The following is a 12,994-nucleotide window of genomic DNA, read 5'->3' as shown; positions in this document are numbered from 1 at the left end:
AATAATATGCACTACGAATCGCCCATACGCGAGCCACTAATTACCGGTAATAAGTCGTACCACGACATTACCGAGGAAGTGGCAAGGCCGATCGAAACAACCGCCGGACGCTCTTGGTGGATTGTATTCGGAATTTCAGCAGCCATGTTCCTCTGGGGAATGGGTTGTTTGGCTTACACAGTAGGAACAGGAATTGGAGTTTGGGGATTGAACAGAACCATCGGTTGGGCCTGGGACATCACGAACTTCGTTTGGTGGGTTGGTATTGGACACGCCGGTACCTTGATTTCCGCGGTATTGTTGCTTTTCCGTCAGAAGTGGCGGATGTCCATCAACCGTTCTGCAGAGGCGATGACTATTTTCGCCGTTGTTCAGGCTGGATTGTTCCCATTATTCCACATGGGACGGGTCTGGAACGCGTACTGGGTTTTCCCAATTCCGAACAACTTTGGAAGCTTGTGGGTGAATTTTAACTCTCCTCTTCTTTGGGACGTATTCGCCATTTCTACTTATCTCTCTATTTCTCTGGTTTTCTGGTACATGGGATTGATTCCCGATTTCGCGATGATTCGTGATCGTGCAGTAAAGCCGATGCAAAAGAAGATTTATACGGTATTGAGCTTTGGATGGGGTGGTAAAGCGAAGCACTGGCAGCGATTTGAAGAGCTGTCCTTAGTTCTTGCCGGATTGGCAACACCTCTCGTACTTTCGGTACACACCATCGTATCCTTTGACTTTGCTACTTCAGTTATTCCAGGTTGGCACACCACGATTTTCCCTCCCTACTTCGTAGCTGGGGCGATTTTCTCTGGTTTTGCTATGGTACAGACCCTCTTGATAATTATGAGAAAGGTGGTACACATGGAAAACTATATCACTATTCAGCACATTGAGCTCATGAACATCGTCATCATGCTGACGGGTTCAATTGTGGGTATTGCTTACATCACTGAGCTTTTTATGGCTTGGTATTCTGGTGTAGAGTACGAACAGTACGCATTCCTTAATCGTGCGACAGGACCTTATTGGTGGGCCTATTGGTCCATGATGACCTGTAATGTGATTTCACCACAATTGATGTGGTTCAAGAAGCTTCGCACAAGTATCGTCTTCACTTTCTTCTTGTCCATTATCGTAAACATCGGAATGTGGTTTGAGCGCTTCGTGATCATTGTGACTTCGCTTCATCGTGATTACTTGCCATCGAGTTGGACCATGTTCTCTCCAACATTTGTGGATATCGGAATTTTCATCGGAACCATTGGTTTCTTCTTTGTACTCTTCTTGCTTTACTCGAGAACCTTCCCGGTAATCGCTCAGGCAGAATTGAAGACAATTTTGAAGTCCTCTGGAGAAGAGCAAAAAAAGCATCACCATGAGTAAGAAGTTGATCCACGGTCTATACAACGACGACGACGTGTTGCTTTCGGGAGTGAAAGCACTTCGTGAAAAAGGAATTCGAATTAAGGAGGTCTACACCCCTTTTCCGGTTCACGGATTAGATCACGCAATGGGCTTAGCGCCAACGCGCTTGTCAATTGCTGGTTTTATCTACGGCTGTATCGGTTTGACCTTTGCGATTTCTATGATGTACTACATGATGATCGCGAATTGGCCTCAAAATATCGGTGGTAAGCCAAACTTCACCTATTTCTTAAACATGCCGGCATTTGTACCCATCATGTTTGAGTGTACGGTTCTTTTCGCTGGTCACTTGATGGTCATTACTTTCTTGATTCGAAATGGCATGTTCCCAGGAAGCGAACGCCAGAATCCAGACGTGCGCACCACAGATGATATGTTCATGGTGGAAATCGAGTCTGATGGAAACGGCGATCATATCGCGGAAGCACTCAAGGCTTCTGGAGCGGTTGAAGTAAATGAAAAAGAAGCATAAGATGAAGTATTTGAAAAACGGTCTGGTTGGACTAGGAGCATTGGCCATGTTTGCCATTGTAGGTACTTCATGCCAGAAGGACAACAAGACTCCTGGAATTGAGTACATGCCGGACATGTACCGATCGGAGTACATTGATACGTACGAAGAAAGCGACCTCTTTGCTGATAAGGTCAGTGCATTGAAGCCGGTTGACGGAAGTATTCCAAGAGGGTTTGTACCCTACGAGTACCCGAATTCGGAGCCGGGATACGATTCAGCAAAGGCGACATTGACCAATCCTTACGCGGTAGCGATGGCTGACCATCAAGAAGAGTGGTTGGAAGAAGGAGAGGAGTTATACGACATCTTCTGTGACCACTGCCACGGAGCAAAGGGAATGGGTCAGGGAATTTTGGTTCAGAACGAGAAGATTTTAGGGGTTCCTTCCTATGATGATGCAGGACGTGCCATCACAGAGGGAAGCGTTTATCATGTGATTACTTATGGTAGAAATATCATGGGAGCTCATGCTTCTCAGATTACACCGGAAGAGCGCTGGAAAATTACCAGCTACGTCATGAAGTTGAAATCTGATCTCGAATCTGCAAATTAAGACGGCTATGTTTGAAGTAACTGCTAAACTGAAAAGATTTGCTTACATCCTAATCGCGGTCGGTGTTTTGGCCCTCGGTTATGGATTTATTGCAGATGCACATCGTGCGTGGCCAGCGTTGATGGTCAACAATATTTTCTTCTTGGGAATTTCCTTGATTGGAACCTTTTTCTTGGGGATTCAATACATCGCTCAGGCAGGATGGTCGGTTCAGGTGAATCGGATCATGCAAGCCATGGGAAGCTTTTTGCCCATTACTGGTGGAATCATGATTGTGATTATCGTTGCAGGTGGTATGCACTTGCACCACATGTATCACTGGATGGATACCTTCATTACCACCGAAGAGGTAACCGTTGCTGAGCTCAGAGAGCACGAAGCAGCAATGATGCATCACGGTGGAGATCACGGTGAAGAAGCGCATGGCGAAGAAGCGCATGGTGACGGTCACGGTGAAGAAGCACATGGAGATGATCACGGTGAAGGTCACGGCGAGGAAGCTCACCACGATAGCCACGGTGAAGAGACTCATGGCGACGATCACGGTAGCGGTCATCATATGTACGCTGCAGATTATGAAGGAATGGACGGGGAAGAAGTCATTGAAAACCCGCACTACGATTCCATCATTGCCGGTAAAACTCCGTTTTTGAATTTTGGATTCTTTATTCTTCGCGCAATTATCTATCTACTCGGATGGATCTGGGCAACTCGTCTGCTTCGAAAGTTGAGTTTACGTGAAGACGAAGTAGGAGGAATGGACAACTACCGCAAGAGTGTAAAGATCTCGGCCATTTTCACGGTCTTTTTCGCGGTAACGAGCTCAACCATGGCTTGGGATTGGATTATGTCCATCGATACCCACTGGTTCAGCACGCTATTTGGCTGGTATGTTTTTGCTTCAATGTTTGTGAGCGGATTGACGGTCATGACCATGATTGCCGTTTACCTCAAACGTCACGGATACTTGGAGACCTTGAATGAAAACCACATTCACGATTTGGGTAAGTTCATGTTTGCCTTTAGCGTATTCTGGACGTACTTGTGGTTCAGCCAGTTCATGTTGATCTGGTATGCGAACATCCCGGAAGAGGTAACTTATTACATGGCTCGCTTTGACGATTATAAAGTGCCATTTTTCATGGCATTGGTCTTGAACTTTATCATGCCGTTATTGGTACTGATGAGTAGAGACTCCAAACGAAACTTTGGGTTCTTGATTACCGCTGGTATAATTATTCTTTTCGGTCACTGGCTCGACTTCTTCTGCATGATCATGCCAGGAACCATGAAGGACGGATGGCACTTCGGAATCGTAGAACTCGGTGGTCTTGCCGGTTACTCCGGTCTGTTCATTTTGGTTGTGTTCAACACGTTGTCTAAGGCTCCGTTGATTCAGAAGAATCACCCGATGTTGAAAGAGAGCGAATTGCACCATATTTAATTGATATAGAGCTAAGAAATGACTCAAGTATTAATCATAGTCGCTGTCGTTTTAGTTGTTGCTGCCGTCGTTCAGGTGGTGCGCATCATGGAATTGACCAGCGAACTTCGCGGAGGAAATACGAATGCGGTGACCAACAAGGACAACCGCAATCAAGCCATGCTGATGTTCTTATTCATGGTCGGCATGATGGGATCGTTCTTGTGGATGTGGGCTAAATGGGATCACTTAATGCTTCCAGGTGCCTCTTCTGAGCACGGTGTTCAGATCGATAACCTCATGGCCATCACTATGGGAATTATCATCATCGTATTCTTTATAACCCAGCCGTTGTTGTTCTGGTTTGCTTACCGCTACAGAGGTAAGGAAGGGAACACGGCATCATACGTGTCACATAACAACAAACTAGAGTTGGTGTGGACCGCTATTCCAGCCATCGTATTGACCGTACTCATTGTATACGGTCTCAAGACTTGGTCTGGAATTGTGAACAAGGACACCAGCGATGCTCAAGTAGTCGAGTTTTACGCTCGTCAGTTTGACTGGACAGCACGTTATACTGGAGAAGATGGAATCCTGGGTGAAGCAAATGTTCGTAACATCGAAGGAGCGAACATCGTTGGGGTGAACATGGAAGATGAGTTCGGACAAGACGACTTCATCGGCAGAGGTGAGATTGTACTTCCGGTCAATCAACCTATGCTCTTTAAGTTCCGCAGTCAGGATGTTTTGCACTCGGCGTACTTCCCACACTTCCGTGTGCAGATGAACTGTGTTCCTGGAATGAATACTCAGTTTGCCTTCACGCCGACCAAGACTACGGAACAAATGCGTCAAGAGACCAGCAATCCGGAGTTCGATTACATCCTACTTTGTAACAAGATTTGCGGTGCGGCGCACTATAATATGCAAATGACCATCAAGGTTGTTTCACAAGAAGAATATGACCGTTGGCTGAGCGAACAAACTCCGTTAGCGAATAGTTAAAATACCGATATCAAACACTGATTATGGCTCACGATCACGCACATCACGAAGAAACGTTCATCACGAAGTACGTTTTCACGATGGACCACAAAATGATTGCCAAGCAATTCCTGATTACAGGATTGTTGATGGGACTTATCGGATTGGTTATGTCCGTATTTTTCCGTCTACAATTGGCTTGGCCAGGGGAGAGTTTCCCTATCCTCGAAACCTTCTTAGGTAAATGGGCACCGGATGGTGTCATGGACCCCAATATCTATTTGGCCTTGGTGACCATCCACGGTACCATCATGGTCTTCTTTGTATTGACAGCGGGATTATCCGGGACATTCTCTAACCTTTTGATTCCATTGCAAATTGGAGCTCGTGATATGGCCAGTGGCTTTATCAACATGCTTTCCTACTGGTTCTTCTTTGCGAGTTCAGTAGTCATGGTGACCTCCTTATTCGTGACTGGAGGACCTGCTTCAGCAGGATGGACCATTTACCCACCACTTTCTGCTCTTCCTCAGGCTATTCCTGGATCAGGAATGGGAATGACCTTGTGGTTGGTGAGTATGACCTTGTTCATTGCGAGCTCATTATTGGGAGCTTTGAACTACGTAGTAACTGTATTAAATTTGCGTACGAAAGGAATGTCCATGACTCGTCTTCCATTGACGATTTGGGCCTTCTTCGTAACCGCAATCATCGGTATCCTTTCATTCCCTGTATTGTTGTCTGCAGCGCTTCTGTTGTTGTTTGACCGTTCGATGGGAACGAGCTTCTACTTGAGCGATATCATGATTCAAGGAGAGGTATTGACCAACAATGGTGGTTCCCCTGTATTGTTCCAACACCTGTTCTGGTTCTTGGGTCACCCTGAGGTATACATCGTTCTCTTGCCTGCCTTGGGAATTACTTCAGAGATTATTTCGACCAATGCGCGTAAGCCCATCTTTGGATACCGCGCGATGGTAGGATCTATTTTGGCGATTGCCTTCTTGTCGTTTATCGTATGGGGACACCACATGTTCATCACGGGTATGAACCCCTTCTTGGGCTCTGTCTTTACCTTCACGACCCTTTTGATTGCGATTCCTTCAGCGGTAAAAGCCTTTAACTACATCACCACCCTTTGGAAAGGAAACATTCGCTTTACACCGGCAATGTTGTTCTCCATCGGATTGGTTTCAACGTTTATTTCTGGTGGATTGACTGGATTGATCCTTGGAGATAACGCCTTGGACATCAACGTACACGATACCTACTTCGTAGTAGCTCACTTCCACATCGTAATGGGACTGTCCGCGATCTTCGGAATGTTCGCGGGGGTATATCATTGGTTCCCGAAACTTTTCGGTAAGATGATGAACAAGCAAATGGGATACTGGCACTTCTGGCTGACCTTTGTAGGCGCCTACGGAGTATTCTTCCCGATGCACTTCCTCGGTCTTGCGGGTGTGCCACGTCGTTACTACAGCAACACGGCCTTCCCGATGTTCGACAACTTGACCGACATCAATGTACTGGTGACCATGTTCGCTATTCTGAGTGCTGCTGCTCAAGCGATCTTCTTGTTCAACTTCTTGTACAGCATTGCTCGCGGTAAGAAGGCGACACAGAACCCATGGAAAGCGAATACGCTCGAGTGGACAACTCCAGTAGAGCACATCCACGGAAACTGGCCTGGAGAAATTCCAGAAGTACACCGTTGGGCGTATGACTACAGTAAGCCTGGAATGGAGGATGATTTTGTACCACAAACGGTACCCCTTCAAGAAGGCGAAGAAGTGCACTAAAATGGGTCACTCAGTGATTCAAAAGACCACAGAACTCCCGCTAAATGGCGGGAGTTTTTGTTTTTCTATAAGTCGAATGTGTGATTTTTGCTGAATCTCGGTTTGTGACCTAAGTCACCCCCACCTACATTTGAGTCATAGGTTAGTAAAGAGTGTTATTTTCTTTGTCTCCATCAGTTTCTCTTACTAACCGCCAGTCAAGGTTTAGTTTGGGTTAATAGATCATTAGATTGGTAGCTTCCCCTCCATCCAGAGGGGAAGCTTTTTTTTGGCCTGCGCCTCACGGCGCGATGCGGGAATTTGCCTTACCTTAGAACCCTATGAATGAGCATTTGGACGCTACCGGCGAGGATTGGAGTTCGGAAGAACAGGAGTTAGATCGGGCCCTACGGCCGAAGGGATTCGGCGAATTTGCGGGACAGCGGCAAGTCACGGAAAATCTGGAAGTTTTCGTCGAGGCATCGAACCGTAGAGGAGATGCATTGGACCACGTTCTACTTCACGGGCCTCCTGGCCTTGGGAAAACAACCTTGGCCCACATCATTGCCAACGAGCTCGGGGTCAACATCAAGGTCACCAGTGGACCCGTCCTGGACAAGCCAGGCGACTTAGCTGGACTTCTGACCAACCTAGAAGATCGCGACGTGCTCTTCATCGACGAAATCCATCGCATGTCCTCTGTCATTGAGGAATACCTCTATTCGGCCATGGAGGACTTCAAGATTGACATTATGATCGACAGCGGACCGAATGCGCGGACCGTTCAAATCAACTTAAATCCCTTCACCCTTATCGGCGCAACCACCCGAAGTGGATTGCTTACTTCACCTTTGCGTGCGCGTTTCGGAATCAATAGCCGACTCCAATACTACGATGTGGAGTTGTTGACCCACATAGTCCACAGATCCGCTGAAATTCTGGATGTCCCAATGACGGATGAAGCCGCCGTTGAGATTGCCGGACGCAGCCGAGGTACTCCTCGAATCGCTAACGCACTTTTGAGACGTGTTCGCGACTTTGCCGAGGTAAAGGGGAATGGGTCCATTGACATCGCCATTGCGCAACACGCCCTGGGAGCGTTGAATGTGGATCAACATGGACTGGATGAAATGGATAACCGCATCCTTTCCACCATGATTGAAAAATTTAAGGGAGGGCCCGTCGGACTCAATACCATTGCTACGGCCGTTGGAGAAAATGCAGGCACCTTGGAAGAGGTGTATGAACCCTTCCTCATACAACAGGGCTACCTCATGCGCACTCCGCGTGGTCGTCAAGTCACCGAATTGGCCTATACCCACCTTGGTCTGAAGCCAGGGGGCGACCAAAACGCTCTTTTCTAATGGCGCGCCCGAATCCCAAGGAGCGGGCACGATTCATCAAAGAAGAGGCCGCCAGACTCGGTTTTATGGGTTGCGGCATATCAGTAGCTGATTTTTTGGAGGAAGAGGCTCCAAGGCTCGAAAAATGGCTTCAAAAGGGCATGCACGGCTCTATGTCCTACATGGAGAATCACTTTGACAAGAGATTAGACCCTCGAAAGCTCGTTCCAGGAGCGAAGTCGGTGATTTCAATGACCTTCAATTACTTCACGCGCAGCAAGCAAGAAGATCCCGAAGCCCCGAAGATTTCCCAATACGCCTACGGGACCGATTACCATTTTGTGCTCAAGGATAAGCTCAAGGAGTTATTGGCTTCGATACGGGAGGCCTTCGGCGATATCGACGGACGCGTATTTGTCGACTCCGCACCGGTATTGGACAAAGCGTGGGCGCTGAAATCGGGACTCGGGTGGATGGGAAAGAACACCAACATTATTCACCCCAAGGCCGGCTCCTTTTTCTTTATAGCGGAGATTATTTGCGACTTGGAGCTACCGGCCGATGAGCCCATAAATGACTACTGCGGAACCTGTACTAAGTGCATCGACGCCTGCCCAACTCAAGCAATAGTTGAACCCTACGTTGTGGATGGGAGTAAGTGTATTTCGCATTACACCATTGAGCTCAAGGGAGCGCTCCCAGAAGGCTTGGGTGATCAGTTCGACAACTGGATGTTCGGATGTGATGTTTGCCAAGACGTGTGTCCATGGAATCGCTTTTCCAAGCCGCATCAAGAACCCGCATTTGAGCCTCATCCTGATTTATTGCGGTTGAACAAAGCGGAATGGAAGGAACTTACAGCCGATACCTTTAATGAGATCTTCAAAAAGTCTGCGGTAAAGAGAACCAAGTTTACCGGCCTCAAGCGCAACATCGAGTACTTATTCCAGACCCAAGGACTCAAGTGAAATGCGATCTGGATAGTCTGTGATTAATCCATCCACTCCCATATCCCGCATTACTTCGGCGTACACCTGAAAATTGACCGTCCATGGGATGACCTTGATTTCCTGATCATGCAGGTAGTTTACCGCGTCTTTGTCTAGAAGTTCGAAGAATGGACTGTAGACATCGGGTTTAAAGCTCAAACTTTCCAGGGCCTTTTTAACGTCCCGCTCTTTTTCTATCAGCAACACCAGTTTCCAATCCGATTGCGTGTCGTGCGCCACTTCCAAACTTCGCGGGTCAAAGGATTGCAAGTACATGAGTTTTTTGAACGGAGAGTTATTCACGACTTCCGCAATCTCTTTGACCAAAATCTCCGGACTTGGATGGAATACTCCATCACCTTCCGGCGTGATTTTCGTTTCGATATTGACCATGGGCAATGGTAGATCTTGCTCTTCACAGTAGGCTGCGACGGTATCCAGTACTTCTTGCAGCGAAGGCTTTGGTGATTCCTGAAGATCCTGCTCCGGAAAACGCTCATTAGGTTTACTACCGCAGTCAAAGGTCCTCACTTCTTCATAGGTCATCCCGTAGATAGAAAAGCGCTTGGGATCGTCTTGTATTTCCTCACCCTCCTGATCCAGGCAAATGCCAGAGCTCATCCATGGTTCGTGACTGAGCAGCACCATCCCGTCTTTGCTCATCACCACATCCATTTCGAGAGTGGTCACCCCGAGCTCCACGGCACGTATCATAGCGGGAATGCTGTTTTCGGGCATTATTCCTCGACAACCTCGGTGCCCTTGAAGATCAAACTGAGCCTGTACACCCAAGCTGAGCGAAAGGCTCAGGCAAATAAGAATTAATCGTTTTTGCATTACTGAGGGCCGTTGAGTTTCTGCTCTGTAAACCCTGGAGGGATTTTAAAGAAGTCCCGATCCGGAGTATAGGTTTCTACGCGAACGATATTGTTTTGACCGGCGGGCTGACCGTAATCGTAGTCGATGGAGCGAATCGGAAGTCCTTGTATTTCTTCTTGATAGAGAAAGTTGCTGTCACCGAGATTGGAGCCCATGGATTCAGCAAAAGAAGCCATGAGAGAACTAAAGTCCTCTAAACATTGAACTTCCTTTTTAGAAATTTCGAGATCGCCGTACGAGGCTACCCACATCTTGCGCTTAACTTCATCGTCCTCCGTCATTAGGTATTCTGCGCATGAGTAGGAATTGATTTCACTCTTTTTTCCGGTCGGCTCAATGCCGTAGTCCGCTTCAATATTACCCATCTGCTGCTCCATCATCTTCCGAGCCATTTCTTGTTGCTCGGGAGGGAGAGAGGATATCCGCTCTTCGGCCATCTTTTTCATTTGCTCGATCTGCGCCTTCAAACTTTCGGCAATTTCCTTGTCCAGCTTAAAGTACTTTCTCGATCCTTGGTCAACCATGTAGACCGTTTGGTCTTCCCGATCAAATAAAACGCTCTGTTCCACGACATCACCAGTTCGGGTATCCATCCGCAGATAGTGGCTGTGGAAGTAGAATTCTGAATAGCGCTTCACCTCGGTTCCTTCCAAATTCGATTCTTCTGTATGAAGTACGTGGAATTGCGCTTGAACAATGGTCAAACTAAAGCAGGCAATCAAGAAGAAGAGATGTTTCATGGCTCGGATGGTTTCGAAGTTATTACGGGGAAGTAGGCTTTTTCTAATTCGAAGTTTCCTTTTTCTCGAAGTCCGAGCTTCAGCGTGGTTTGATCATCCGAAAAAGACCGGATATAGTCGTAGAAATCGCAATTTCGCCCTTTGAATTCTGCAATGGGAATCTGATTGACTCGCTCAACCACATCGCCCAGCTGGATGCCGGCTTGATCAGCAGGTCCACCTTCCGTTATACTTCGGACTTCAACGCCCTTATTCGTCAAGATCATGCCCAGACCAAAACCGGGCTCCGACGGCATGTGCCGAACGGTATCTATAGCTACCCATTGCACCTGATCGTCAGGGAAGAAGAAATATAGGTCGTAATGACGGAAGAGATCGTTTCCGATTTTGGCCCCGGATCCCCTTTGGATTTCCATCTCGTAGGACCAAATGCTTCCATCTGCTAATGTGAGTTGGTTCTCTGGACTCAAGTACAAGGTGTCCTGTGCTACACCGTACAGACCAAAGGTGGTTCCGTCAAATTTCCGGTAGTAGCTCCAAACGCCATTGCTGTCCTTTAAGGTATTGACCAATTTGGGCGATCCGTCCATGAACCCGTTGTACCCCGTGTCCATCAGGACATTTGATACTTCGTAACCGTTGATGTCTAGAGTGATGTGCGGGCGACTCCCAATGTATTTAAAGGACTGAATTCCTTCATCGTTTGGAGCTGGCGGAAGCAGTTGGCGCTCCGAGGCAAAGTAGATCATCTGACGCTGGTAGTCGATTTTCCAGTGCAACTTCTTCATCAAGTTGGCTCCTAGGATTCCATCAGCTGCGACACATCTGAGGATGCTGTTTTCCGAGTAAGGAACCCCGACGGCGGCATGATGTGTAAAAGTGGTGCTTCCCAAACGCACAGAATCCAGCAAGAACACCGGTGTAGATTGACGACGGCCATGGGTGTCGCCAATGCTTACGGATGAAACTTGCCGGATACTGATGGTTTGAACATTGGTCTGATTGAGAACCGTATAGCTCGCACCGGTGTCAAAGATCATGTCCCAGGGCCGACCGGCACCGGGAACATGAATCTGGATGACAATACTTTGGTACTTCCAAGTAAAGGGAATGCTGTCGACAAATGCTTCCTGAGGGGCCTTCGTAGAATCCCGAAGGCGCGCGTTTTTCGAAACCCCGCATCCGCCCGTGAGGGCGAAAATCAAAACGGCGAAAAAGAGGAAGCGGACTTGTTTCATTTCACTTTAAAGGTAATGGATTTGTCCCCGTCCATCTCAAAGAGTTGATCATCAAACGATGGAGGTCCAAAATTTCCTCGGGCGTTGTTCGAAAAGCCGTAGGGTTCTGTGGGCATGCCGAACATATTGGCATTCATTTCTTCATCTCCATTCAAATCTTGGAAAGCGGCAACAGCGTATTGACCGGGAGCCAATCCGTCAACCGTACAGGTCATTTGACCGTCCACAACTTCGCCTTTACATTCTCCAACTTTTTCATTTTCCGCGTTCATGACTCGGAGATAGACGACGCCCCCATTCTTGGCCGAGGTGACGGTTATGGTTAAGGTTCCTTTCTTGGCGGGTATCGCGCAATCTCCAGTAAGGCACGGTGAGAGGTCAGGATTTCCAGCCAACAGTGTTCCCGGCATGAACAGGAGAAGACCAGCAGCGCCAACCAGTACAGTCTTCTTGACTCGGCGCTGGTGCCACGCAATGATTGGCGTAAAGAGTACGGTGGGCCACAACCACTGAACCAACCCAGGTAAAAAGTCCAAGCTGGTGGCGGAAAATGCTGTGACGGCAGCGATGTATCCACTGAGCATTCCTGAGATGTGGAAGCGCATCCATGTGGAGCGGTCGTGTTCTTTGCGAATCATGCGGTAATTTTTACTGATACCAAACATACCTAAAGCTCCAAAGACAACGGACAGGATCCAAACGAAATTTTGCGGGGCCGTAGCGTAGCCGTAAATGCCGTACCCAAATAGAGCGGCTGCGAAGAGCAGGGCAATGAGGTGAATGACATTGTCCAATGTGCTGGGCTCCTCACCTCTGAAGAAGCGAATGGCGCGCACTCCGATCAACACGTTGTAAAAGCTAAATACGCTGAGCATGAGCAGGAAGGGAATCCAAATAAACAGCGAGTTAATAAAGGCCGTGGCCGTTGCAATGCCCATGGCCCAAACAAAAGCCTTCCCGATTTGGATATGAGAGGCTCCTCCTTTCTTCATGATGAGCGCGATCGGCGCTGCAAAGAAGGCCGTGAAGCCGGCAAAAATGTGAATGATTCGTGTGATGTCTAAGATTTCCATGGCGTGAGAATTTTTGTTGTTCTGGAGCAAACGTAGGGGCACTTTCTCA

At 47.8% G+C, this 12,994-nt stretch carries 12 protein-coding genes; 8 read left to right on the top strand and 4 right to left on the bottom strand.

Going from position 1 to position 12,994, the window contains the following annotated elements:
• Positions 1-6: 6 nt before the first annotated feature.
• The 8 genes from nrfD to queG all read left to right on the top strand — a co-directional run bounded on the left by nrfD (position 7) and on the right by queG (position 8,994).
• Positions 7-1,383 (top strand): polysulfide reductase NrfD, encoded by a 1,377-nt coding sequence (gene nrfD / locus HZ996_01450; protein QTN37855.1) that lies wholly within the window; start codon positions 7-9, stop codon positions 1,381-1,383.
• On the top strand, positions 1,376-1,897 hold the full coding sequence (locus HZ996_01445) for a DUF3341 domain-containing protein (protein QTN37854.1): 522 nt from the start codon (positions 1,376-1,378) through the stop codon (positions 1,895-1,897). Before nrfD ends, HZ996_01445 begins: the two co-directional genes overlap by 8 nt.
• Before the next feature lies 1 nt (position 1,898).
• Positions 1,899-2,492, top strand: a complete 594-nt coding sequence (locus tag HZ996_01440) for a cytochrome c (GenBank protein ID QTN37853.1) — start codon at positions 1,899-1,901, stop codon at positions 2,490-2,492.
• A gap of 7 nt (positions 2,493-2,499) precedes the next feature.
• A complete protein-coding gene (locus HZ996_01435; protein ID QTN37852.1) occupies positions 2,500-3,936 on the top strand; it encodes a quinol:cytochrome C oxidoreductase in 1,437 nt (478 codons plus the stop codon).
• Positions 3,937-3,954: 18 nt separating this feature from the next.
• Entirely contained in the window at positions 3,955-4,923 is a 969-nt protein-coding gene (locus HZ996_01430) for a cytochrome c oxidase subunit II (GenBank protein ID QTN37851.1), read from the top strand.
• Between the two features lie 23 nt (positions 4,924-4,946).
• Positions 4,947-6,704, top strand: coding sequence for a cbb3-type cytochrome c oxidase subunit I (locus HZ996_01425; protein ID QTN37850.1), 1,758 nt, complete (start codon positions 4,947-4,949; stop codon positions 6,702-6,704).
• A 320-nt stretch (positions 6,705-7,024) separates the two neighbouring features.
• Positions 7,025-8,047, top strand: coding sequence for a Holliday junction branch migration DNA helicase RuvB (gene ruvB / locus HZ996_01420; GenBank protein QTN37849.1), 1,023 nt, complete (start codon positions 7,025-7,027; stop codon positions 8,045-8,047).
• Positions 8,047-8,994: a tRNA epoxyqueuosine(34) reductase QueG gene (gene queG / locus HZ996_01415; GenBank protein QTN37848.1), complete on the top strand. Its 948-nt coding sequence runs from the start codon at positions 8,047-8,049 to the stop codon at positions 8,992-8,994. Before ruvB ends, queG begins: the two co-directional genes overlap by 1 nt.
• Here queG and HZ996_01410 read toward each other — a convergent pair.
• From HZ996_01410 to HZ996_01395, 4 genes are read right to left on the bottom strand one after another with little or no spacing between them, the layout of a single operon-like run.
• The gene (locus HZ996_01410; protein QTN37847.1) at positions 8,968-9,852 is read right to left on the bottom strand and encodes a glycerophosphodiester phosphodiesterase; all 885 of its coding nucleotides are present in this window, start codon (positions 9,850-9,852) and stop codon (positions 8,968-8,970) included. The genes queG and HZ996_01410 overlap by 27 nt on opposite strands.
• Entirely contained in the window at positions 9,852-10,634 is a 783-nt protein-coding gene (locus HZ996_01405; protein QTN37846.1) for a hypothetical protein, read from the bottom strand. Before HZ996_01405 ends, HZ996_01410 begins: the two co-directional genes overlap by 1 nt.
• A complete protein-coding gene (locus HZ996_01400) occupies positions 10,631-11,872 on the bottom strand; it encodes an aspartyl protease family protein (protein QTN37845.1) in 1,242 nt (413 codons plus the stop codon). The genes HZ996_01405 and HZ996_01400 overlap by 4 nt, the downstream gene beginning before the upstream one ends.
• A complete protein-coding gene (locus tag HZ996_01395; protein ID QTN37844.1) occupies positions 11,869-12,945 on the bottom strand; it encodes a DUF2141 domain-containing protein in 1,077 nt (358 codons plus the stop codon). The genes HZ996_01400 and HZ996_01395 overlap by 4 nt, the downstream gene beginning before the upstream one ends.
• Positions 12,946-12,994: the final 49 nt, after the last annotated feature.

It is taken from the genome of Cryomorphaceae bacterium (assembly GCA_017798125.1).
In the GTDB taxonomy this organism is placed as follows: Bacteria; Bacteroidota; Bacteroidia; order Flavobacteriales; family ECT2AJA-044; genus ECT2AJA-044.
The sequence above is the reverse complement of the archived record's forward strand: the minus strand, read 5'-3'. Positions and strand labels throughout refer to the sequence as shown.

Excerpts from the sequence above, each read along its gene's own strand:
- queG (QTN37848.1), top strand. The coding sequence starts at position 8,047 with ATGGCGCGCCCGAATCCCAAGGAGCGGGCACGATTCATCAAAGAAGAG.
- HZ996_01445 (QTN37854.1), top strand. The coding sequence starts at position 1,376 with ATGAGTAAGAAGTTGATCCACGGTCTATACAACGACGACGACGTGTTG.
- HZ996_01395 (QTN37844.1), bottom strand. The coding sequence starts at position 12,945 with ATGGAAATCTTAGACATCACACGAATCATTCACATTTTTGCCGGCTTC.
- HZ996_01410 (QTN37847.1), bottom strand. The coding sequence starts at position 9,852 with ATGCAAAAACGATTAATTCTTATTTGCCTGAGCCTTTCGCTCAGCTTG.
- HZ996_01440 (QTN37853.1), top strand. The coding sequence starts at position 1,899 with ATGAAGTATTTGAAAAACGGTCTGGTTGGACTAGGAGCATTGGCCATG.
- HZ996_01425 (QTN37850.1), top strand. The coding sequence starts at position 4,947 with ATGGCTCACGATCACGCACATCACGAAGAAACGTTCATCACGAAGTAC.
- HZ996_01400 (QTN37845.1), bottom strand. The coding sequence starts at position 11,872 with ATGAAACAAGTCCGCTTCCTCTTTTTCGCCGTTTTGATTTTCGCCCTC.
- ruvB (QTN37849.1), top strand. The coding sequence starts at position 7,025 with ATGAATGAGCATTTGGACGCTACCGGCGAGGATTGGAGTTCGGAAGAA.
- HZ996_01430 (QTN37851.1), top strand. The coding sequence starts at position 3,955 with ATGACTCAAGTATTAATCATAGTCGCTGTCGTTTTAGTTGTTGCTGCC.
- HZ996_01435 (QTN37852.1), top strand. The coding sequence starts at position 2,500 with ATGTTTGAAGTAACTGCTAAACTGAAAAGATTTGCTTACATCCTAATC.
- HZ996_01405 (QTN37846.1), bottom strand. The coding sequence starts at position 10,634 with ATGAAACATCTCTTCTTCTTGATTGCCTGCTTTAGTTTGACCATTGTT.
- nrfD (QTN37855.1), top strand. The coding sequence starts at position 7 with ATGCACTACGAATCGCCCATACGCGAGCCACTAATTACCGGTAATAAG.